Raw genomic sequence first — 22,571 nt, forward strand, 5'->3', positions numbered from 1 at the left:
GCGGGTGGCCAGCGTGTCCCCGCCCGCGCATTCCTGACAAGAGGTGAGCAATGACTGCCGAGGCAGATCGGTTCGCCCTGCGCCTTCACCGGGTCTCAAAGGCCTTCGGCGGGGTGCAGGCGCTCAAGGCCGTCGATTTCGAAGTGCGCGCCGGAGAGGTGCATTGCCTCGCCGGAGAGAACGGTTGCGGCAAGTCCACGCTGATCAAGGTGGTGACCGGTGTGCATACACCCGAGAGCGCCGACCTGATCGAGCTGTTCGGTGAACGGGTGTCGAAGATAAACCCGGTGCAGGCGCGGGCGCGCGGCGTATCGGTGATCTGGCAGGACCTCGCGCTGTTTCCCTACATGAGCGTGGCCGAGAACATCGCTTTCGACGACTTGGTGGGCCTGACACCCCGCCCGGTGAAATACCGCGACATGGCGGCGCGCGCGGGTGCCGTGCTGGACCGTCTGGGCGTGACGCTGGATCTGCGGTCCCCTCTGGGGGCGCTGCCCATCGCGCAGCGGCAGGTGGTGGCCATCGCCCGCGCCCTGATGAACGACGCGCGACTGATCTTCATGGACGAGCCGACGGCCTCTCTGACGCAAGCCGAAACCGACCGCCTGCTCGATATCGTTCGCAAGTTGTCGGCGGATGGCGTGGCGGTTGTCTTCGTCTCGCACCGGCTGGCGGAGGTGCTGGAGATCGCAGAGCGGGTGACCGTCGTGCGCGACGGCAATCTCGTCGGTGTGTACCCGACGGAGGGCATGACGCAGGCGCGGTTGGGTGAGCTGATGACCGGCCATCTGATCGACGATACGGTCTCGGCCCGCGACGTATCGCCGGACGCGGCAGAGGTCTTTGCCTGCGAGGGGCTGACGCGGCGGGGCGACTTCCGGGACGTGTCGCTCAAGGTGCGCGCGGGTGAGGTGCTGGGCCTGACAGGGCTGATCGGCGCGGGGCGGACGGAGTTGGCGCATGTCATGATGGGCATGACCGGAGCCGACGCTGGCGAGATGATGCTGGAGGGCCGCCCATACAATCCCCGCTCCATCCGCGAGGCCATCGCCCGCGGCATGGCCTATGTCTCTGAGGACCGCCTGTCGCTGGGCCTGCTGCAAAAGCAGAGCATCGCCGACAACACCGTGATTTCCGTGCTGAAGCGGCTGACCACGGCGACGGGGCTGATCTCGGACAGGCGCAAGGCCGAACTGGTGCGTCACTGGATCAAGGAGCTGGGCGTAAAGATCGGTGCTCCCGAAGATGCCATCTCCACGTTGTCGGGTGGCAACCAGCAGAAGGTTGTGTTGGCGAAATGGCTTGCGACAGAGCCGCGCCTCCTGATCCTCGACAGCCCCACGGTGGGCGTTGACGTGGGCGCACGGGCGGGGATTTTCCGCATCGTGCGGGCTCTGGCCGACGAAGGACTGGCGATCCTGCTGATCTCGGACGAGGTGACGGAAGTCATGCAGAACGCGGACCGCATCCTGCACATGGCGGATGGGCGTATCGTTTCGGAGGTCGACCCGCGCCGCATCACCGTCCCCGAACTGGAGGAGCGTATCTATGCATAACCACACGGTCGAACTCCGCCTTGCGGTGGTGCTTGCGCTGATCTGCGCGGGCCTGTCCATTGCCGCGCCGCAATTCGCCACGCTGCCAAACCTGACATCGCTGCTGAACAACAGCGCGGTCAACCTGATCTGGGCCGTGGGACTGCTTGTCGTGCTGGTCGCGGGGGGCATCGACATCTCTTTCGCCGTCGCGTCTTCGGTCGTCCAGTACATCGCGGCCAAGTTGCTGATCTCCATGGGGGGTGGCAACTGGGTGCTGGGTTTCCTGTTCTGTGGGTCGATCGGCATCCTGCTGGGGCTGCTCAATGCATGGCTGATCCACGGTTTCCGGATCATCTCCATTGTCGTGACCATCGCCACCTTCAACGCCTTCTTCGGCCTGTTGATGTTCTTCACCGGCGGGCGCAACATTTACAACCTTCCGGACTGGTGGACGGCACGCATCTTCATCTTCGAGCATGAGGGCGCGGACGGGATCTGGTCGGAGCTGACGTTGCCCGTCGGCATCATGATCGGCTGCGTCGTGGCCACGTGGATCCTTTTGCGCCGGACCAACATCGGGCGGCAGTTGTTCGCCTTCGGCGACAACCCGGAGGGCGCGCGCCGCGCCGGCGTCAACATCGCTGTCATGCAGGGTATCGCCTTTGGCTGGATGGGGCTGATGGCCGGGATCGCGGGCCTGTGTCAGGTCAACATCGTGAAGGAGGTCGTGCCGAACGCGCTTTACGGACGTGAACTGGACGTGCTGGCGGCGGTGGTGCTGGGCGGCGCGCGACTGGGGGGCGGCAAGGGCACGATCCTCGGCTGTATCCTCGGCGTGATGTTCGTGGCTGTCACCCAGAACGGGCTGAACCTGCTGGGTGTCTCGCCCTTCGCGTTCCAGATGATCATCGGTGCGGCGATCCTGATCGCGATCTCGACATCGAACATCGACCTGAGCCGCATCCTGCGCCTTGGTCAAAGGGAGGCCCGCGCATGATGGCCCGTACCTCGACCGCTGTCCCGAAGGAGCCCCGCAAGGCTCTGATCGGAAAGGAAAACCTTGGGCTTCTGGCGATGCTTGCCGTGCTGGTGGTGGCCTTTTCGCTGACCTCGGATAGGTTCCTGACTGGGGCAAACCTCGGCTCGATGGGGTTCCAGATGCCGCTTCTGGGCCTGCTGACGCTGGCCATGCTGGCCCCCATCGTGTCCGGCGGATTGAATCTGGCCATCGTCTATACCGCAAATATCAGCGGGCTGACGCTAGCCTGGACACTGATGCAGTTCGGCGGTCCGGAAGCGGGGATCCCCGCTTTCATCCTCGGCTGTGCATTGGCGCTGATCGTCGGCGCCATCGCGGGGGCCACGATGGGTGCGGTGATCGCCTACATCGGGGCACACCCGATCCTGGTCTCGCTCGCGATGATGATCTTCCTGCGCGGCCTGGGAGAGTTCCTGACACGCGGCGGCGACATCTCGGGCTTCCCGGGCTACATGAACGTTCTCGGGCACGGCAGCCTGGCGGGCATACCGGTGCCCCTGATCCTTTTCGCGGTGACTGCGTTGGCCTGGCACATCCTGCTGCGTCGCACGCCGCATGGGTTCTCGGTGTATATGACCGGGTCGAACATGCGCGCGGCTGAATACGCAGGGTTGAATGCGCGCCGTACTCTGGTGCTGATCTACACGCTCTCGGGCATCCTCTGCGCCATCGCGGGGATCCTCATGGCGGCGCGCTTCAACTCCGTTCGCGTGGGCCACGGAGAGGCGATGCTGCTGATCACGGTGCTGGCCTGTTTCCTTGGCGGCATCGATCCGTTCGGCGGGCATGGCCGCGTGGCCCCCGTCATCCTTTCGCTGGTCATCCTCCAGGTGCTGTCCTCCGGGCTGAACCTGATCGGTGCCAACCAGCATCTTGCAACCGCCGTTTGGGGCCTGTTCTTGATCGCCGTCATGGTGATGCGATCCGACCGGCTGAAACGGACATTCCGATTTTCCCGAAAGGACACGTAAATGGAAGGCTTTGGCGTACACACAAGCATGTGGACGATGAACTGGGACCGGGAGGGCGCCGAGCGCGCCGTTGCCGGGGCCAAGGAATACGGTGTCGATTTCATCGAGATCCCGATGCTGCGCCCGTCGGAGGTGGACACGGCCCACACCGCCGACCTGATCGAGAAGAACGGCCTGCGGGCGATCTGCTCGCTTGGTCTGCCCGAGCAGTACTGGGCCTCCGTGAACCCCGAGGGGGCCATTGACTACCTGAAGTTGTCGATCGACAAGACGAAGGCCTGTGGCGCCGAGGCGCTGTCTGGTGTGACCTTCGGCGGCATCGGCCAGCGCACCGGCACATGGCCGACGCAGGGCGAATACGACAACATCGCCACGGTGCTCGATGCCGCGTCCAGATATGCGAAACAGGTCGGTCTGCTGTTCGGAATCGAACCGGTCAACCGCTACGAGAACCACCTGATCAACACGGGCTGGCAGGCGCGCGACATGATCGAGCGCGTGGGGTCGGACAATATCTTCATTCACCTCGACACCTACCACATGAACATCGAGGAGAAGGGCGCTGGCAACGGTATCCTCGATGCGCGCGACTACCTGAAGTATATCCACCTGAGCGAAAGCGACCGCGGTACGCCGGGCGAAGGCACTTGCGACTGGGACGAGATCTTTGCAACCTTGAAGGCCATTGACTTCAAGGGGGGACTCGCAATGGAGAGCTTCATCAACATGCCGCCCGAGGTGGGCTTTGGCCTGGCCGTCTGGCGGCCCGTGGCAAAGGACCACGACGAGGTGATGTCGAAGGGCCTGCCTTTCCTTCGCAACAAGGCCAAGCAATACCGGCTGATCTGATGGGGCGCACCGTCGATATGGAGGGCCTCCGGACGGAGGCCCTTGCGCTGCTCGACCGCCCCGGTCGGCGGTTCGTGGCAATCGCGGGCGCGCCCGGGTCGGGCAAGAGCACAACGGTCGAACGGCTCTTCGATGCGCTGGAGGCTACGCATCCCGGTGTCGCGGCGATCCTGCCGATGGACGGGTTCCATTACGACGACGCGGTACTCCACGCGATGAACCGTCGCCCTTGGAAAGGCGCGCCGGACACCTTCGACGTGGGCGGGCTTGCGTCGGTTCTGGACCGCCTGAAACCCGCGGACGACACGGTGGCGGTGCCGGTATTCGACCGTGAGCTCGAAATCTCGCGCGGGTCGGCGCGGCTCATTGGGATGGACGCGCGGCTGATCCTCTGCGAGGGCAACTACCTGCTGTTGAACCGCGCGCCTTGGGATCGGCTGGCGGGGCGCTTCGATCTGGAAGTGATGATCGACGTGCCCGAACAGGAACTGGCCCGCCGGTTGCGGCGCCGCTGGGTGCACTACAAGCTGACGGAGGACGAGATCCGCGCGAAGCTGGAGGACAACGATCTGCCGAACGGGCGGACAGTCAGGTCGGAGAGCCGCGAAGCGGACCTCGTTCTGCTTCAAGGGCGCGCCGAGCAGGAACCGAGGCCATCCTGACGCCCTGAGCATTCATGCGGATGTGTATGTCGTCCGACGGTACACGCGCGCGGTCAAAGGGGTATGCGCCCGCGAACAGGCCATGCTCCGTCGTCTAAACGGTCGACACGCCCGCGAAGCATTGGCCGGAGGGCGCCTTGGTCGTACGCTCACCGGCCAAGAGAACCATCACCAGCAGCAGAAACCGCCGTCCACGAGCAGGTCCACGCCGGTGACGAAGGTGGATGCGTCCGACAGCAGGAAGACCGCCGGGCCGACCATCTCGTCGACCGATGCCATGCGCTGCATCGGTGTCTGGCTCTCGAATTCGCGGGTCTGGTGCACCATCTCGGGGCGGGTGTTCATCGGCGTTGCCGTGTAGCCCGGAGAGATCGTATTGACCCGGATGCCGTGACCGACCCACTCCATGGCGATGCTCTTGGACATGTGGATCACACCGGCCTTCGACGCGTTGTAGTGCGCCTGGTTCAGTCCACGGTTCACGATCACACCGGACATGGAGGCGATATTGACGATGGAGCCGCCCTTGCCGTGGGCGATCATCGCGCGGCCCTGCGCGCGGCAAGTCAGCCAGATGCCCTTCATGTTGATGTCCATGAGGGTCTGGTACTGGTCTTCCTCCATCTCCTCGATCTTGTTGGCGTTGGCGATGCCTGCCGCGTTCAGACAGAGCGTCAGGGGGCCCAGGTCGGCTTCGGTCCTGGCCACCGCATCGGCCATGGCGTCGGCGGAAGTCACGTCCGCGGCGATCTGCAACGATTTACGCCCCGCCTTTGCGATGAAGTCCGCGGTCTGCGCCAGCCCGTCGTCGGTGCGCCGGTCCACCAACGCCACGTCCGCGCCGCATTGGGCAAGGCCCATGGCGATGCGCTGGCCAATGCCGCTGCCCGCACCGGTGACGAATGCCGTGCGCCCGGACAGATCGAACATCTGCGGCGCGTTGAGGGTGATCTCGGCCATATAGGCTCTCCTTCCTTGATGCCCTGCGATCAGGACATGATCAGGCCGCCATCGACGTTGATGGTCTGGCCCGTGATGTAATCCGCGTCGGCGCTGGCGAGAAAGGCGATCAGCCCGGCGACATCCTTGCCTTCGCCCGCGCGCTTCATCGGGACGCCCTCGACCCACGAGGTCATGAGCTCGCCCGGGCCATAGTCGCCCAGCATCTTGCCCCACACGCGGTCGTTGTAGTCCCACATATCGGTCTTGATGATCCCAGGGCAGATCGCGTTGACGGTGATGTTGTCCAGCGCGACTTCCTTGGCAAGGCTCTGCGTCATACCCATGACGCCGAACTTCGAAGCGGCGTAATGCGGTGTGTAGATGAAGCCGTCGCGCGCCTGACCTGAGGCGAGGTTGATCAGCCGACCGCCGCCGTTCCTACGCATCCGGCGGATGGCCTCCTGGCAGCAAAGGAAGGCGCCCTTTGTGTTCACAGCCATGGTGGCGTCCCATTCGCTTTCGGTTAGGTCCTCGACCTTGGCGATGGTGATGATCCCGGCGTTCTGGACGGAGATGTCGACCGCGCCGAACGCCGCCTGGGCCTTGTCGTAGAGCGCGACCACCGCCGCCTTGTCGGTCACGTCGCAGACCACGCCGATGGCCCGGGGCAGGGACTTGGCCGCCTCCATCACCTGCTCTTCGACCGAAGCCAGCACGACGTTCGCGCCCTCGTCCGAAAACCGTTGCGCGATGGCAAGGCCGATGCCCTTGTTGCCGCCGGTTACTACGACCGTTTTGTTTTCAAAGCGTTGCATTGCGTTCCCCATTGTGGCGCGCCTCAGGCGGTCGCCAGTTCCATGACCGACACATCATTCGCGTCGGCGTGATCCAGGATGCCCGACTGCCGACCGGCAGCCATGACCATGATGCGGTTTGACACGCCGAGCACCTCTTCGAGGTCCGAGCTGACCACGATCACGGCCACGCCTTCCTGCGCCAGCCCGACGATGATGTCGTAGATCGACGACCGGGCGCCGACGTCGATGCCACGGGTCGGTTCGTCCAGGACGACGACGCTTGGTTCGCGCGCCAGCCATTTGGCGATGACGACCTTCTGCTGGTTGCCGCCCGACAATTCGTTGGCCTTCTGTGGACCGCGCCCCTTTACGCCGAAGCGGTGGATATTGTTGTCAGCGAAGGCATTGACCTTGCCGGTGGTGACGATCCCACCGGTCGAAACCTTTGTCAGGTTCGCATAGCCGATGTTCTCGGCGATGGTGTGGTCAAGCACGAGGCCCTGCAACTTGCGGTCCTCCGGGACCAGCACGATCCCGTTGCGGATGGCGTCACGCGGGGACTTCGGAGTTATGTCGCGGCCCTTCAGCAGAACCGTTCCGCTGGCGATGGGATCGGCCCCCGCGATAGCGCGCACCAGTTCCGTCCGGCCTGCGCCGACCAACCCCGCGATGCCGAGGATCTCGCCCCGGCGGACGGTGAAGTTGATGTCCTCGAAATCGCCGCGCGCAGAGGTGAGATTGCGCACTTCCAGCACCGGTTCATCCGAGGGGGTGGGCAGGGCAGGGAACATGCGTTCGAGCTGGCGACCCACCATGGCCTCGACGATCTGGCGCACGGGAATGTCGGCGCTGTCGAACTCCTCGACCTTGGAGCCGTCGCGCATGACGACGATGCGGTCGGCCACCTTGCGGATCTCTTCGAGACGGTGGGAAATGTAGATGATACCGACGCCGTCCGCCTTCAGGCGCGCGATCTGTTCGAAGAGCTTCTGGGTCTCCTCGCCGCCAAGTGCGGCGGTCGGTTCGTCCAGTATCAACAGGCGCGCATTCAGCGTCAGGGCCTTTGCGATCTCGACGAGCTGCTGGTTGGCGGTGGACAGACCGTCGACCCTGCGCGCGGGCGAGATGTTGAGCCCCAGACGTTCAAGTCCGCTGCGCGCCTGATCGTTCATCGCTTGCCGGTCGACAAGGCCTGCGCGGCGCGGATAACGACCGACAAAGACGTTCTCGGCAATGGTCAGATGCGGCAGAAGCATCAGCTCCTGGTGGATCATGCCGACACCGGCGTCGATCGCTTCGCGCGGCGAGGAGGGCGCGTAAGGCTTGCCCTGCCACGTCATTTCACCCGAGGACTGCGGCGTGGTGCCCGATATGATCTTCGATATGGTCGACTTGCCCGCGCCGTTTTCGCCCAGAAGCGCCACCACCTCGCCCGGGCGGACGTCCAGGTCGATCCCGTGCAGCACCTCGATGGGGCCGTAGGACTTGCGGATGTTGCGCAAGGACAGGATGGGAGCGGCGGCATTGGTCATGGCGGGGCCTTTCGGTACGTCCGGTCAGGGGTGGCCGACACCGGGGAGGATCGGTGTCGGCCTGCTCTGATCCCCTCAGGGATCAGGGATGCTCTTCAACGTACTGCTGAGCGTTCTCCGGGGTCGTCAGGAAGCCCGGCAGCAGCTGCTCGGCGGGAAGCTCTTCGCCCGCCGCCAGCTTGATTGCGCTGTCCACGGCCAGTCGACCGATCCCGCGCACCTGCTGGGTGGCGGTGGCGTCGTAGCCGCCTTCGGCCAGAACGGGCAGGGCGGTGGTGTCGCCGTCAAAACCGCCGATGTAGACGCGCTGCTCGACGCCCGAGACCTTCACACCCTGCATGGCGCCCATTGCCAGACCGTCGGCCTGACCGAAGATCAGGTTCACGTCGGGGTTCGCCTGCAGCAGGTTCTGCGAGATGTCGAGACCTTCGGCCTGCGACCACTGGTTCGACCACTGCTGGGCCACCAGCTCGACGCCGGGGTTCTCGTCGATGGCCTTCATGCAGCCCTTGGTGCGCTCCACTTCGGGGGTGGTGCCCTTCTGGCCGTGGATCATGATCATCTTGCCCTCGCCACCGGCGAGACCGATGATGTGGTTGCAGACCTCGTAGGCGGAGGCGGCATTGTCCGTGGCGATGAAGGTGTCGCCCGGCTCGCCTTCGGCGTTGCGGTCGACGTTGACGACGGGGATGCCCTGCGCCTTCGCCAGACGCGCCGGAACGGTCGCGGCGGCGGCACCTGCGGGCAGGTAGATCAGCGCGTCGATGTCCTGCGTCAGCAGGTCCTGCACCTGGCTCACCTGAGTTGCGCCATCGTTCTTGGCGTCCACGGTGATGACCTCGATACCAAGTTCCTTGGCATATTCCTCGACGCCGATCTTGATTTGGTTGAAGTAGTCGGCCTGCAGGTTGGTGACAGCAAGACCGAGGCGCTTGACCTCTTCGGCCTGTGCGCCGGACAGCGCGGTCACGGCGAGCGCGGTGGCTGCCAGCAGGGTTGCCTTGAGTTTCATATGTCTTTCTCCTCCGGTTGGGCTGGGGTCCATGCATTGGCCCCTTGGGTGTCCGGGTCGCCCCGGACAGGTTTGAGGCGGTCCGCCGCCGGGCGAACCGCCGGAAAGTCAGCGTTTCTTGAAGGCCTCGGCGGCCACGGCCAACGCGATGACGACACCGATGACGACCGCTTGGGTGAAGGGCGAGACGCCCAGCAGGTTCAGACCGTTGCGCAACACGCCGATGATGAGCACGCCGATGATGGTGCCGACGATTCCGCCCTGTCCGCCGCTGAGGCTGGTGCCGCCGATGACGACCGCCGCGATGGTGTCGAGCTCATAGGTGAAACCGGCGGTCGGTTGCACGGAGTCCAGCCGCATCGCCAGCACCACGCCGCCGAGACCGGCCAGCAGGCTGGAGACGACGTAGACGCCGACGGTCATCAGGCTGACGTTGATCCCGGCAAGGCGTGCGACTTCGGGGTTGCCGCCGATGGCATAAAGGCTGCGGCCCGCCGAGGTGTAGCGCAGGAAGAACCACCCCAGCGCGAAGACGATCAGCATCACGGCGACGGTGGTGGTCAGGAAGCCCCAGTGGCGGATGAAGGCCAGCATCGAGAACCACGCCGGAAAGCCCACGATCTGCTGACCGTCGGTGATCATGTTGGCCAGTCCGCGTGCGATGGACATCATCGCCAATGTCGAGATGAAGGCAGGGACGTTGAAGAGTGTGATGAGCAGACCCGACACCGCGCCGCTGGCGGCGGCACAGGCAAGGGCCACAATGATCGCCAGCCCGAGGGGGAAGCCCGCGACGTTGGCGACGTACCCCATCACCATCATGGCCAGCGCCAGAACCGATCCCACCGCAAGGTCGATACCGCCGATCAAAATGACCAGCGTCATGCCCACTGCCATGATTCCCAGCACCGTGATCTGGTCGAGCACGTTCAGCAGGTTACGCATCGTGAAAAAGGAGTCTGTCGCGAATGACAGGAAGATGCAAAGCAGCACCAGGCCGATCAGCGGGCCGGTCGCGCCGCTGAGCGAGAACAGGTCGGCAAGACGGGGCCTCTCCGCTGTTGTGGAATGGGTCATGGTCATCCGATCCTCCTCCCGGTCATTCCTAACGTTCATATTTCACGCTCTAATGCATAAATATTCACGTTTGATGCAAAATGCCTAATTGACCTGTTCGGGGCTGTCAAGGATCGGATTTGCGTCTAGCGCTATACACCTTAGCTGCATTAGTTGCCTCCAGATCAACGCACATCCGCTTGACATAAACTTTGACCGCATGTTTATATGGCTGCGAATAATTATGCAGAGGTAACATGGAACCGCAAGATCTACGCCGCATGGCGAACCAGATCCGCCAGCGCGATGTCCGCGCCGTGTACGAGGCAGGGGCCGGTCACATCGGTGGCGAGTTGTCCGTCACCGACCTGCTGACCGCGCTCTACTTCGATACGATGAACGTCGACCCGGCGAACCCGTTTGCCCCGAATCGCGACCGCCTCGTGCTGAGCAAGGGCCACACGGCTCTGGCGCTCTACATCACGCTGTCGAAGAAGGGTTTCATCGCCGAAGAGGAGATCGAGACCTTCCTGAAGCACAACTCGCGCCTCAACGGTCACCCGAACCGGGTAAAAGTGCCGGGGGTCGAGACCAACACAGGTCCGCTTGGCCACGGCCTGCCTGTGGGTGTCGGCATGGCCAAGGCCGCAAAGCTCGACGGAGCGTCCTGGCGCACCTTCGTCATCACGGGCGACGGCGAGATGCAGGAAGGTTCGAACTGGGAGGCGATCATGGCCGCCGCACAGTTCAAGCTCGACAATCTGACGCTTATCGTCGACCACAACCGGCTCCAGCAGGGCGCGCGGCTCGCGGATACGAACAACCTCGCGCCCATCGCGCCCAAGGTCGAGGCTTTCGGCTGGGCAGTCGAGGAAATCGACGGTCACGATATGGAGCAGATCACTAGGGCGCTCTCGGCCGACACGGTCACCGCTGGCAAGCCCAAGTGTATCGTGGCGCACACCAACAAGGGGCAGGGCGTCAGCTTCATGTCCGATGACGTCGCGTGGCACCACAAGGTGCCGAACGAGGAACAGTACAAGCAGGCCATGGCAGAACTTCAGGAGGCCATCCAATGAACATGCCGTTCAAGGACGCAAAGCTGCACGACTGCCGCAACGCTTTCGTTGCCGCACTCGAAGATCTCGCCGGAGCCAACACCGACATCGTCGCCGTCTGCAACGACTCCGTTGGCTCTTCCAAGTTGGGCGGCTTCAAGGAGAAGTATCCCGAACGCCTGATCAACGTGGGCATCGCCGAGCAGAACATGGTCGGCGTGGGCGCGGGGCTGGCAAACGGCGGCAAGATCCCGTTTGTCTGTGCTGCTTCGCCCTTCCTGACGGGCCGCGCGTTGGAGCAGATCAAGGCAGACGTCGCCTATAGCCAGACCAACGTGAAACTGGTCGGGATATCGTCGGGCATGGCCTACGGCGATCTGGGGCCGACCCACCATTCCATCGAGGATTTTGCCTGGGTCCGTGCCTTGCCCAACGTCCCGGTCATCGCGCCGGCAGACCGGATCGAGACGGACGCCGTGATCCGCTGGGCTGCTGACTATGAAGGTGGCTGCTTCCTGCGCCTTTCCCGAGTCGGTGTGCCGGACTTGCTGCCCGAAGGCCATGTCTTCGAACTGGGCAAGGCCAACCTGCTGCAGGACGGGTCCGATCTGACAATCATCGCCAACGGCACCCTCACGCATCGCGCCATGACTGCCGCCGCCATGCTCGCGGACAAGGGCATCAAGGCGCGTGTGTTGAACATGGCCACCGTGCGCCCCATCGACGAAGACGCCATCGTCGCCGCGGCCAATGAGACCGGTGCGATCATGACGCTGGAAGAACACACCACGTTCGGCGGGCTGGGCTCTGCCGTGGCCGAAGTCGTGGTGGACAAGTCGCCCGTGCCGATGGCTCGGCTGGGTGTGCCGGGTGTCTTCGCGCACACCGGTTCGGCGGAACAGCTGCTCGACGATTTCGGTATGGCGCCCTCGGCCATCGTCGACAGCGCAGTGACCCTGCTGAAGCGGAAGGGGTAAGGGCATGGAACGGGCCGTCCTGGCAATCGACGAAGGCACCACGAATTCGAAGGCTGTGTTGGTCTCCCTTTCCGGGAAAATCGTGGCCAGCGGCTCGTGCCCTGTTCCGACGCAATACCCACAACCGGGGTGGGTGCAGCAGGATGCGTCCGCCATCTGGACGGCGACGCAGGAGGCAATCGCCGCCTGCCTCGCGCAGACACAGGATGTCGAGGTCGTGGCCATCGGCATCTCGAACCAGCGCGAATCGATCCTGATGTGGGACCGTGCGACGGGTGCGCCGCTAGGGCCGGTGGTGACGTGGCAGTGCCACCGCACGTCCGACGCCTGCGAGGCGCTCAAGGCGGCGGGGCATGAACCAGGGGTCATCGCCCGAACCGGCCTGCCCATCGATCCGATGTTTCCACCGACAAAGGCCGCCTGGTTGCTGCAGCATCACGCCACGGCGGGCGACATCTGTATCGGCACCGTGGACAGCTGGCTGATCTGGAACCTGTCGGGCGGCGCTGTCCACGCCACGGATCGGTCGAACGCCGCCCGCACCCAGCTTTTCAACCTTGCGGGCGGCGTGTGGGACGACGACCTCTGTGCGCTCTTCGGTGTCGACAAGGCACTGCTGCCGGACGTGCACGACAGCGCGCATGTCTTCGGCCGGACGAAAGGCGCGGGCGTCTTGCCGGATGGCATCCCCATCGCCTCGGCCATCGGGGATTCGCACGCGGCCCTCTTCGGTCACGGCGCGTTCCATCCCGGCGACGGCAAGATCACCTTCGGCACCGGGTCGTCCGTCATGACCACGATCCCCGAGTTCATCGTGCCGCCCAAGGGCATCACGACGACCATCGCCTGGTCGATGAATGGCCAAAGCACCTTCGCCTTCGAGGGCAACATCCTGGTGTCCGCCTCTATCCTGCCGTGGACGGCAACGATGCTGGGCCTGCCGGATGTGGATGCGCTCATGGAACTGGCGCAGTCGACGGACGACAGCATGGGCGTCACGTTGGTGCCCGCGCACGTCGGCCTCGGCGCTCCTCATTGGAACACGGAGGCGCGGGGTCTGATTTCCGGTCTGACCTTCGGGGTGGGTCCTGCGCAGATCGCCCGGGCGGCGGTTGAAAGTATCCCTTTCCAGGTCGGCGACGTCTTCGCGATCATGGCCGACGCGGCGGGCGGGATCGGCCGTGTTTCTGTCGATGGCGGCCCCAGTCGCAACCGGTTTCTCATGGGGCTGGTGGCGGACATCCTGAACCACGCCGTCACGCCCGCCCGCAGCACGGAGGCCTCGGCCCTCGGCGCGGCGCATCTGGCCGGGCTTGCCACAGGCATCTGGCCCGACCTCGCCGCGCTGACGCAACTGGCCGACCGCGACGCCGATATTGCGCCGCAGATGCCGCCCGGGACACGCGAGGCGCGCAAGGCGGCCTGGCACAAGGCAATTGCCCGCACAGTCTGCGCCGTGTAGTGAATAAAAATTCACTCCGAGGAATGGCCTGGAGGGTCCGGACATGTCCCGCCTGAACGAGCTGCGCATGATCGCGCGCGTGGCTCAGATGTACTACGTCGAACGCCAGCGGCAGGCGGATATAGCCCGACACCTGCGGATTTCGCAGGCAACGGTCTCGCGGATGCTGAAGAAGGCCCAGGAAGAGGACATCGTGCGCACCACGGTCGTCGCGCCGTCCGGGGTCTATGCCGACCTCGAAGCCGGCCTGCGCGAACAGTTTGGCCTGTCAGAGGCCATCGTAGTCGAATGCTCGGAGGATCGCGATGGCGCGATCATGGCGCGCATCGGCGAAGCGGCGGCGCATTTCCTCGAAGCGACGTTGCAGCCCGGCGAGATCATCGGCGTGTCGAGCTGGTCGGAAACCATCCTGCGCATGGTCGACAACATCCATCCGATGAAGTCCGGCAAGGCACGTGCCGTCGTGCAGACGCTTGGCGGGATGGGTGACCCGGCAGTGCAGACCCATGCCAATCAACTGACGACGCGGCTGGCGCGGCTGACCGGCGCCGAGGCCCGTCTGTTGTCCGCCCCCGGGGTCGCACAGTCGCGCGAGGCGAAACTGGTGCTGCTGGGTGACCCTTATGTCCGAGAGACCATGAACCTGTTCAGCAAGATCACCCTTGCCATTGTCGGCATCGGTGCCGTCGAACCGTCGTCCATGCTCGCGCGGTCAGGCAACGTGTTCTCGTCCCGCGAACTGGCCGAGGTGACGGAGGCAGGAGGCGTCGGCGACATGTCCCTGCGCTTCTTCGACAAGGATGGACAGCCGGTCCGCACGCCATTGGACGAGCGTGTGATCGGCATGTCGCTGGATGAGCTGTCCAAGGTCGAGCGTGTGATCGGCCTTGCCGGCGGTCAATCCAAGACCGAGGCCATTCGCGGTGCGTTGCGGGCGGGGGTTCTGGATCTTCTGGTGACGGACCGGTTCACGGCGTCACGGCTGCTGTCTCTGGACGAGGTATCGGAGCCAGCCTAGGCCTTTACCGGCGATGCGCGTCTCTGTGGCAGCTTAAAGCGCACCGATTCCAATGCATCCGCAGACCTGCGTCTCCAAATTAGCGAGAAGCGTCGTTCACGTGCGGTGGCGACCGATTTGTTCAATCGTTCCCGACGGTCTTCCCGCGTTTTCGACCTGTCCGATAAACATGCGGGAGGGTGCAAGGCCAGCCCTTGGCAAACAAGGGAGCTGCGACATGTCCAGATCCCGGAGCTCGGTTTTTGACCGCGACTGGCGCGTTTCGAGATGAGAAACATCACGGAGTATACTGATACTATTTACAAAAATTGATCTCCGGCATCTGCGAAACTCGCCGGTTTACAAAAGTGATAAAATAATACTTAATTGAATCGCGGAGCGTCAGAAGGCTCCGACAGGGAGGACATCATGACATTCAAGACAACGCTACTGGCGTCCACGCTCGCTATTGCCCCGATCGCCGCAATGGCCGCCGATCTCACCATCGGGTTCAGCCAGATCGGATCGGAATCCGGTTGGCGCGCGGCAGAGACAACCGTGACCAAGCAAGAAGCCGAAAAGCGCGGGATCGACCTCAAGTTCGCGGATGCGCAGCAGAAGCAGGAGAACCAGATCAAGGCGATCCGGAGCTTCATCGCACAGGGCGTCGACGCGATCCTCGTGGCACCCGTGGTCGCAACCGGTTGGGACGAGGTTCTGGAAGAGGCCAAGGACGCCGACATCCCGGTCGTGCTGCTCGACCGCACCGTCGATGCGGACAAGTCGCTTTACCTGACCGCTGTGACCTCCGATCTCGTGCACGAGGGCCGGGTGGCCGGTGAATGGCTGGTGAGCGAGATGGGCGATCAGGATTGCCGCATCGTCGAGCTGCAGGGCACCACGGGGTCGTCGCCGGCAATCGATCGCAAGAAGGGCTTCGAAGAAGGCATCGCCGGACACGACAACCTTCAGATCGTGCGCAGCCAGACGGGTGATTTCACCCGTGCGCAGGGCAAAGTCGTCATGGAGAGCTTCCTGAAAGCGGAAGGTGGCGAGAACATCTGCGCGCTGTATGCCCATAACGATGACATGGCGGTCGGCGCGATCCAGGCAATCAAGGAAGCGGGCCTGAAACCGGGCGAGGACATCAAGATCGTCGCCATCGACGCCGTGCCGGACGCGCACAAGGCGATTGCCGAGGGCGAGATGAACGCCACCATCGAATTGACGCCGAACATGGCCGGGCCCGCGCTCGATGCACTGGAGGCCTACCTCGCCAGCGGCACCGAGCCCGAGAAGTGGATTCAGACCGAATCCAAGCTGTTCACCAGTGAAGACGATAACCAGGCGATCTACGATATGAAGAAAGACCTGGGCTACTGAGTGCTGCAGAGAGCCGCGATGCTCTCCCTTGTCCGCCGGGCCGTTTCAGGGTCCGGCGGCATTTCCTTAGGCATATCCCGGCGCCGCCGGTAAGGTTTTCCAATGAAAGACACGCTGACACCCGATGACCGCCCGGTGCTGCGGGCGCGCGGGGTATCGAAATTCTTCCCCGGCACCATCGCGCTGGACGATGTGGACCTCGCGCTTCGGCCCGGCGAGGTGCATGCGCTTCTGGGCGAGAACGGCGCGGGAAAGTCGACGCTGATCAAGTGTCTGACCGGTGCCTACCGCCGTGACGCAGGCTTGATCGAACTGGACGGGCAGGAGGTTGAGCCGCAATCCACCGCCGACAGCCAGAAGCTGGGGATTGGCACGGTCTACCAGGAGGTCAATCTGCTGCCGAACCTGACCGTTGCAGAGAACCTGTTCCTTGGCCGACAGCCGATGCGCGCGGGGTTCGTTGCGCGGAGGCGGATGAACCGCGAGGCGCGGGATGTTCTGGCGGGCTACGGACTGGACGTCGATCCGGGCGAGCCGCTGACTGCTTATTCGGTCGCCATCCAGCAGGTCATAGCCATTGCCCGCGCAGTCGAGATGTCGGGCAAGGTTCTGATCCTCGACGAGCCGACGGCCAGCCTAGACCGGGACGAGGTGCAACTGCTGTTCGGCGTGATCCGGCAACTCACCGCGCGCGGGCTGGCGGTTGTCTTCATCACGCACTTCCTCGACCAGGTCTTCGATATATCGGACCGTGCGACCGTGCTGAGGAATGGCCGGGTCGTGGGCACGGTCAATATGTCCGAAGTGTCCCAGCGGGACGTCATCACGATGATGCTGGGCCGCCAGCTGGAGGCCCGGGTCCAGCGCCACGAGGTCGGTCCGGCAGGCAAGGGACTGGTCGCCATCGAGGGGCTGGCGAAGCGCGGCATGATCGAGCCGTTCTCGCTGAACATTCGCGAAGGCGAAGTGGTCGGGCTTGCCGGGCTACTTGGTTCGGGCCGGACGGAGACCTGCAATCTCATTTTCGGCGCAGTGCAAGCCGATCAGGGGCGCATCTTGTTGCGGGAAAAGGAAATCTCCGTGTCCCGTCCGCGAGACGCCATCGCGCATCGCTTTGCCCTGTGCCCGGAAGATCGAAAGGTGGATGGCATCGTCGGCGACCTTTCGGTGCGCGACAACATCATCCTGGCCCTGCAGGCGCGGCAAGGCTGGATGCGGCCCATTCCGCGCGCCAAGGTCAACGAGATCGCCGAAAGCTATGTGCGCGCGCTGGACATCCGGCTGGCCTCTCTCGACATGCCGATCCGGCTGTTGTCGGGGGGCAACCAGCAGAAGGCGCTCCTGGCACGCTGGCTGGCGACCAACCCGGATTTCCTGATCCTCGACGAACCGACCCGGGGCATCGACGTGGGGGCCCATGCCGAGATCATCGCCCTGATCGAACAATTGCGTGCGGACGGGATGGCCCTTCTGGTCGCCTCGTCGGAGATGGAGGAGCTGGTGGCCTACAGCACCCGCGTGGTCGTCCTGCGCGACCGGCAACAGGTGTCGGAGCTGACGGGAGACGCGATCACGCCCGAAAACATCGTTCGGGCCATTGCGGATGAAGGAGAGGCAGCGTGATGGGACCGAAACCTTCGACACTGAAACGGGTGATGCCTCAGTTGCTGATCCTCGCTGCGGCGCTTGCGCTGAACGTACTGGTGTTCCCGGAGTTCTTCCACATCGACTTCCGCAATGGACGGTTGTTCGGCAACGTCGTGGACGTGCTGAACCGCGGCGCGCCGGTGGCCTTGCTGTGCATCGGGATGACGCTGGTCATCGCGACGCGGGGCATCGACCTGTCGGTGGGCGCGGTCATGGCCATCGCGGGTGCTGTCGCGGCGTCGGTTGTCGTCGACGGGCACGGCTGGGTCACGGCCCTTTTGGCCGCGCTTGCGGCGGGTGGTGTCTGCGGGCTGTGGAACGGGTTCCTCGTTGCGGTCCTGCGCATTCAGCCCATCGTCGCGACGCTGGTCCTGATGGTGGCCGGGCGTGGCATCGCGCAGCTTGTGACGGAGGGCAAGATCCTGACGTTCTCCGACCCGGGGCTGATCCACCTCGGCGCAGGCGTGGTGGCCGGAATCCCCACGCCGATCCTGATCTGGGTGACGCTGGGCCTGCTGGTGGCCTGGGCCGTGCGCAAGACGGCGCTGGGGATGCTGATCGAGGCCATCGGGATCAATGAACGATCCTCGCGGCTGGCCGGGATCAACAGCCGCGTCCTGCTGATCTGCGTCTACACCGTTTCGGGTCTGTGTGCCGCGCTGGCCGGTGTCATCGTCGCCGCCGACATCAAGGGGGCCGACGCCAATAACGCGGGGCTCTGGCTGGAACTCGACGCGATCCTGGCCGTGGTTATCGGCGGCAATTCCCTTCTGGGCGGGCGGTTCTCTATCCTCGCCTCGCTGATCGGTGCGCTGATCATCCAGTCGGTCAACTCCGTCATCCTGCTGTCGGGTATGCCGCCGGAGTTCAACCTGGTCATCAAGGCTGTGCTGATCCTCTGTATCCTGGTGATCCAGTCGCCACGGATCGGGAACCTGATCTACATCCTGCGCGCGTCCGGGCCGCAACCTCAGCCCGACCGGCCGCCCTTACCTAAAAAGGAGGCGGCACGATGATCCGCTCGACACATCTGCCCCTACTGGTGACACTGGCGACCTTGGTCCTGGCCTACGCCCTGTGCGCCGCAGCCTATCCGGCGATGCTCTCGACGCGGGTGATGTCCAACCTGCTGACCGACAACGCCTTCCTCGGGATCGCGGCGGTGGGCATGACCTTCGTCATCCTGTCCGGCGGGATCGACCTGTCGATCGGATCGGTGATCGCCTTCACCGGCGTCTTCCTCGCCGTGGTGCTGCGCGAAACGTCGATGCACCCGCTTCTGGCCTTCGTACTCGTGCTGTGTATCACCACCGGGTTCGGCGCGGCGATGGGGGCCACGATCCACTACCTGGAGATGCCGCCGTTCATCGTCACGCTGGCGGGTATGTTTCTTGCCCGTGGCGCAGCCTACGTGCTGTCGACGGAAAGCGTGCCGATCACGCATGAGTTCTACGACACGCTGCAGGGCCTTTACTGGAAGGCGCCGGGAGGCGGGCGGTTCCGGCTGATTGGCGGCATCATGGTGTTGACATTCATCGTCGGCATTGTCGTGGCTCACCGCACCCGGTTCGGACAGAATGTCTATGCCCTTGGCGGCGGAGAGCAGGCGGCGCGGCTGATGGGGGTTCCGCAGGCGATGACCACAGTGGGCATCTATGCGACATCCGGTTGCCTCGCGGGGCTGTCTGGTATTGTGTTCTCGCTCTATACCTCTGCGGGGTATTCTCTGGCGACGGTCGGCGTCGAGCTCGACGCCATCGCGGCGGTGGTGATCGGGGGCACCTTGCTGACCGGAGGATACGGCTTTGTCGGGGGCACGTTCTTCGGCATCCTCATCATGGGTCTGATCCAGACCTACATCGTGTTCGACGGCACCCTGTCGAGCTGGTGGACCAAGATCGTGATCGGAGGGCTGCTGTTCGCATTCATCCTCCTGCAGAAAGGACTGACGTGGGCAACGCAGGCAAAGGCGACCCGGGCAAGACGACGAACAGCGACTGGCTCCGCCGCTCTCTCATGACCCTGATGCAGGCCGGCGGCGGGGCGGAGCGCGCGTCGAACCACACGGCCTTCGTGGTGGAACAGTTGGGGCGGGCCATCGTTGCCGGGGAATACCCGGCGGACACCATGATCCCGCTCGACCCCGACCTGTGCGAGATGTTCGGCGTCTCGCGGACCGTCGTGCGCGAGGCCAAGAAGACCCTGATCGCCAAAGGCCTGATCCAGTCCAAGGCCAAGGTCGGCACGCATGTGCGGCCCGCCGACGAATGGAACATGTTCGACCAGGACGTGATGCGCTGGCATGCGGCGGTCAAGAACCCGACCCGGTTCTACGAAGAGCTTTTCGAGATCCGCATGATCTTTGAACCGGCCGCGGCGGCGCAGGCTGCGGGACGGGTGAACCAGCTTGGATGCGAAGAGCTTTACCGCCTATGCGACCAGATCGCGGCAGCCACCAGCCGCGCGGATTTCGCGCTGGCGGACTATGCCTTTCACAAGCAGGTCCTGAAGATGTCGGGCAACCGTTTCCTGCAGTCGCTGGGGGATCTGGTGCAGACGGCGCTCTATTCGCTGTTCATGTCCGAATCGAACCGGGACTATGCCGACCGGCGGGAAGGCGTGGCCGAGCGTCACCGGGCCATCGCGGCGGCCATCGCCTCCGGGACGCCGGAGGCTGCGCGGGAGGCCATGGGCCGGGTGATCCACGATGGCTACTGGAATGCCATTCCCGACGCGCGCGTTGCGGGTGGGTAAATGGCGTGCGGTGCACTTGCTCTGTGCGGGCCATCGGCCTGGGACGGTCGGTGGCGTCAACCGTTCAGGTAGCGCGCGATGATGTCCACCTCTTCCGCCGCTCCGAAAACGAGCGGCACATTCTTATGCGGGTGGGAGGGGACCAGGTCCAGAATGCGGCGCGTGCCGTCAGTCGCCTTGCCACCTGCGGCCTCCATGAGAAAGGCGATGGGCACCGCTTCGTAGGCAAGGCGCAAGCGGCCATTCTCGTATCCCTTGCGCCGGTCTGCCGGATACAGGAACGCGCCGCCCTTCAGGACGATGCGGTGCAGGTCGCCGACTGCGGCTGCCAGCCAGCGCATGTTGAAATCCCGTCCGCGCGGGCCGTCCTTGCCAAGCCGCAGATCTCGCGCCCAGGCCTGCAGACTGTCCGGCCAGTGCCGCTCGTTCGAGGCGTTGTAAGCGATGGTCGACGCCGTGGGCCTGAGCATCAGATCGCGCGCCGCTTCCCGGAAGTCCTGCCCGTCATATGTGAAAACCTGTATCCCTTTTCCGAGCGTGTATCCAAAGTCGAGCGAGTGCCCGAAGGACGCGTACCCGGACGCGACCGCCTCGGAACCGGGACGCGCGAAGGTCTTGGGGCCGGTGGGGTAGATGACGAACAACATCCCCAGAGGCGCGCCGATCCCGATGGACCCGGATCCGTCGATGGGGTCGATGGCGATGTCGTAGCAGCCCTCGGGATCGAGCGTTTCGACCGCCTCCGCCTCTTCCGATAGCATGTGGCGGACGTCGCACCCGCGCAGCTCCGCAAGGATGTGGTCGTGGGCGCCGACATCGAGAGCCTTCTGCGCATCGCCACTGTCATTGGTGCCGACAAGCGCCGCAGGGTCGCCCGGAAGCCGGCCCGCCGCAAGGCGCGCGGCGATGGCGGGCAGGGCGTGGGCAAGCGCGTTGACGATGCGCCCGACGCCGTCCCCCGGCAGGCAGGCAGGCAGGATCGGCGCCTTCGAAAGCGTGTCGTGGGGCAGGGTCAGCATGGGCGCTCCGTTCTTGTCGAAACGGGCAGGGGTTACCCGTCAAACCGCCGCATATCACGCGCGCCGCGTAGCGGGGGATTTTTCTGGGATCGAGTCGACGTCGGTCGCGATGCCAGCCAGCCGCGTCATCGAAATGGCGCCACCGCCGAAGAAGTCGGCGAGATGTCCCCGACGAGACGCCGGGGACGACCTTGGTTCAGCCGTTCACCACAGCCAGCTCGGGACGGGGCAGGGCGATGTCGAACACGCCTCGGACGGCGCGCGCCGCTTCCGCGCCCTTGGTGACGAAATGCTCACGGTAGAACGCAGTCAGCAGTTCTGTTTCCTGATAGTTGTGGGGTGTCAACGATACGCTGAACACCGGCACGTCGGTCTGCATCTGCGCGTCCATCAGCCCCTTGACCACAGCGTCCGCGACGAAGTCGTGCCGGTAGATGCCGCCATCGACGACGAAGGCCGCGGCGACCACCGCGTCGTAGCGCCGGGTATGGGCCAGCCGCTTGGCCAGCAGCGGCATCTCGAAAGCGCCGGGCACATCGTAGGCGTCCACCTGCGCGCCGGGCAATTGCGTCTTCGCCTCGGCCAGGAAACCCTCGTGCGCCCGGTCGACGATGTCGGCGTGCCAGCGCGCGCGGATGAAGGCGATGCGTTTGTCTGTGAAATCGGTCATGTCGGAACCCTCCGTTTGATACAAAAGGTCCCAAGGCTTACGGCCGCACGGAACCGTGCGGTCCCGTCCGTCGCGTCTCTTCCATCCGGACTTTGACCGTCGGCTCCGGAGTTCCACCGGATCTGCTTGACCCCCTCCTTGTGGAGGGGCGCTCGCGGGCTTTTACCGCCGGTGGGGAGTTTCACCCCGCCCTGAGAACGCGGCCA

At 64.3% G+C, this 22,571-nt stretch carries 21 protein-coding genes and 1 riboswitch; of the genes, 14 read left to right on the top strand and 7 right to left on the bottom strand.

The window, feature by feature from the left end; translation table 11 throughout:
* Positions 1 to 50: 50 nt before the first annotated feature.
* The 5 genes from ABFK29_RS11820 to ABFK29_RS11840 are packed head-to-tail and all read left to right on the top strand — an operon-like array spanning position 51 to position 5,059.
* Positions 51 to 1,556, top strand: coding sequence for a sugar ABC transporter ATP-binding protein (locus ABFK29_RS11820; RefSeq protein ID WP_005863036.1), 1,506 nt, complete (start codon positions 51 to 53; stop codon positions 1,554 to 1,556).
* Positions 1,549 to 2,535: an ABC transporter permease gene (locus ABFK29_RS11825; protein WP_005863038.1), complete on the top strand. Its 987-nt coding sequence runs from the start codon at positions 1,549 to 1,551 to the stop codon at positions 2,533 to 2,535. The genes ABFK29_RS11820 and ABFK29_RS11825 overlap by 8 nt, the downstream gene beginning before the upstream one ends.
* Positions 2,532 to 3,548, top strand: coding sequence for an ABC transporter permease (locus ABFK29_RS11830; protein WP_005863040.1), 1,017 nt, complete (start codon positions 2,532 to 2,534; stop codon positions 3,546 to 3,548). Before ABFK29_RS11825 ends, ABFK29_RS11830 begins: the two co-directional genes overlap by 4 nt.
* Positions 3,549 to 4,397 (top strand): sugar phosphate isomerase/epimerase family protein, encoded by an 849-nt coding sequence (locus ABFK29_RS11835; protein ID WP_005863042.1) that lies wholly within the window; start codon positions 3,549 to 3,551, stop codon positions 4,395 to 4,397.
* Positions 4,397 to 5,059 (top strand): nucleoside/nucleotide kinase family protein, encoded by a 663-nt coding sequence (locus ABFK29_RS11840; protein WP_005863043.1) that lies wholly within the window; start codon positions 4,397 to 4,399, stop codon positions 5,057 to 5,059. Before ABFK29_RS11835 ends, ABFK29_RS11840 begins: the two co-directional genes overlap by 1 nt.
* A 168-nt stretch (positions 5,060 to 5,227) precedes the next feature.
* Here the strand turns inward: ABFK29_RS11840 and ABFK29_RS11845 are convergent, their stop codons facing one another.
* From ABFK29_RS11845 to ABFK29_RS11865, 5 genes are all read right to left on the bottom strand, one after another.
* Entirely contained in the window at positions 5,228 to 6,019 is a 792-nt protein-coding gene (locus tag ABFK29_RS11845; RefSeq protein ID WP_005863045.1) for an SDR family oxidoreductase, read from the bottom strand.
* 29 nt (positions 6,020 to 6,048) lie between these two features.
* A complete protein-coding gene (locus tag ABFK29_RS11850) occupies positions 6,049 to 6,816 on the bottom strand; it encodes an SDR family NAD(P)-dependent oxidoreductase (RefSeq protein ID WP_040605108.1) in 768 nt (255 codons plus the stop codon).
* Positions 6,817 to 6,839: 23 nt separating this feature from the next.
* On the bottom strand, positions 6,840 to 8,330 hold the full coding sequence (locus ABFK29_RS11855; RefSeq protein WP_005863049.1) for a sugar ABC transporter ATP-binding protein: 1,491 nt from the start codon (positions 8,328 to 8,330) through the stop codon (positions 6,840 to 6,842).
* A gap of 82 nt (positions 8,331 to 8,412) precedes the next feature.
* Positions 8,413 to 9,342, bottom strand: a complete 930-nt coding sequence (locus ABFK29_RS11860; protein WP_005863051.1) for a substrate-binding domain-containing protein — start codon at positions 9,340 to 9,342, stop codon at positions 8,413 to 8,415.
* 108 nt (positions 9,343 to 9,450) lie between these two features.
* Positions 9,451 to 10,425: an ABC transporter permease subunit gene (locus ABFK29_RS11865; RefSeq protein WP_050772485.1), complete on the bottom strand. Its 975-nt coding sequence runs from the start codon at positions 10,423 to 10,425 to the stop codon at positions 9,451 to 9,453.
* Positions 10,426 to 10,655: 230 nt separating this feature from the next.
* Between ABFK29_RS11865 and ABFK29_RS11870 the strand changes: the two genes are divergently transcribed.
* From ABFK29_RS11870 to ABFK29_RS11910, 9 genes are all read left to right on the top strand, one after another.
* The gene (locus ABFK29_RS11870) at positions 10,656 to 11,477 is read left to right on the top strand and encodes a transketolase (RefSeq protein WP_005863055.1); all 822 of its coding nucleotides are present in this window, start codon (positions 10,656 to 10,658) and stop codon (positions 11,475 to 11,477) included.
* Positions 11,474 to 12,433, top strand: coding sequence for a transketolase family protein (locus ABFK29_RS11875; protein WP_005863057.1), 960 nt, complete (start codon positions 11,474 to 11,476; stop codon positions 12,431 to 12,433). Before ABFK29_RS11870 ends, ABFK29_RS11875 begins: the two co-directional genes overlap by 4 nt.
* A 4-nt stretch (positions 12,434 to 12,437) precedes the next feature.
* Entirely contained in the window at positions 12,438 to 13,895 is a 1,458-nt protein-coding gene (locus ABFK29_RS11880; RefSeq protein WP_005863059.1) for an FGGY family carbohydrate kinase, read from the top strand.
* Positions 13,896 to 13,938: 43 nt separating this feature from the next.
* Entirely contained in the window at positions 13,939 to 14,913 is a 975-nt protein-coding gene (locus tag ABFK29_RS11885; protein ID WP_005863061.1) for a sugar-binding transcriptional regulator, read from the top strand.
* A 408-nt stretch (positions 14,914 to 15,321) separates the two neighbouring features.
* Positions 15,322 to 16,275, top strand: coding sequence for a galactofuranose ABC transporter, galactofuranose-binding protein YtfQ (gene ytfQ, locus ABFK29_RS11890; protein WP_005863063.1), 954 nt, complete (start codon positions 15,322 to 15,324; stop codon positions 16,273 to 16,275).
* A 102-nt stretch (positions 16,276 to 16,377) separates the two neighbouring features.
* On the top strand, positions 16,378 to 17,898 hold the full coding sequence (locus ABFK29_RS11895) for a sugar ABC transporter ATP-binding protein (RefSeq protein WP_005863065.1): 1,521 nt from the start codon (positions 16,378 to 16,380) through the stop codon (positions 17,896 to 17,898).
* Positions 17,898 to 18,938: an ABC transporter permease gene (locus ABFK29_RS11900; protein ID WP_005863067.1), complete on the top strand. Its 1,041-nt coding sequence runs from the start codon at positions 17,898 to 17,900 to the stop codon at positions 18,936 to 18,938. Before ABFK29_RS11895 ends, ABFK29_RS11900 begins: the two co-directional genes overlap by 1 nt.
* The gene (gene yjfF, locus ABFK29_RS11905; protein WP_005863069.1) at positions 18,935 to 19,942 is read left to right on the top strand and encodes a galactofuranose ABC transporter, permease protein YjfF; all 1,008 of its coding nucleotides are present in this window, start codon (positions 18,935 to 18,937) and stop codon (positions 19,940 to 19,942) included. Before ABFK29_RS11900 ends, yjfF begins: the two co-directional genes overlap by 4 nt.
* Entirely contained in the window at positions 19,939 to 20,676 is a 738-nt protein-coding gene (locus ABFK29_RS11910) for a FadR/GntR family transcriptional regulator (protein WP_005863071.1), read from the top strand. The genes yjfF and ABFK29_RS11910 overlap by 4 nt, the downstream gene beginning before the upstream one ends.
* Before the next feature lie 56 nt (positions 20,677 to 20,732).
* Here ABFK29_RS11910 and ABFK29_RS11915 read toward each other — a convergent pair whose 3' ends face one another.
* Together ABFK29_RS11915 and ABFK29_RS11920 are read right to left on the bottom strand one after the other, a co-directional pair.
* Complete coding sequence (locus ABFK29_RS11915) at positions 20,733 to 21,695, bottom strand: class 1 fructose-bisphosphatase (protein ID WP_005863073.1); 963 nt, start codon at positions 21,693 to 21,695, stop codon at positions 20,733 to 20,735.
* A gap of 196 nt (positions 21,696 to 21,891) precedes the next feature.
* Complete coding sequence (locus tag ABFK29_RS11920; RefSeq protein ID WP_005863075.1) at positions 21,892 to 22,365, bottom strand: 6,7-dimethyl-8-ribityllumazine synthase; 474 nt, start codon at positions 22,363 to 22,365, stop codon at positions 21,892 to 21,894.
* Positions 22,366 to 22,435: 70 nt separating this feature from the next.
* A riboswitch (FMN riboswitch) is annotated at positions 22,436 to 22,568 on the bottom strand.
* Positions 22,569 to 22,571 lie beyond the last annotated feature (3 nt).

It is taken from the genome of Sagittula stellata E-37 (assembly GCF_039724765.1).
Lineage (GTDB): Bacteria > Pseudomonadota > Alphaproteobacteria > Rhodobacterales > Rhodobacteraceae > Sagittula > Sagittula stellata.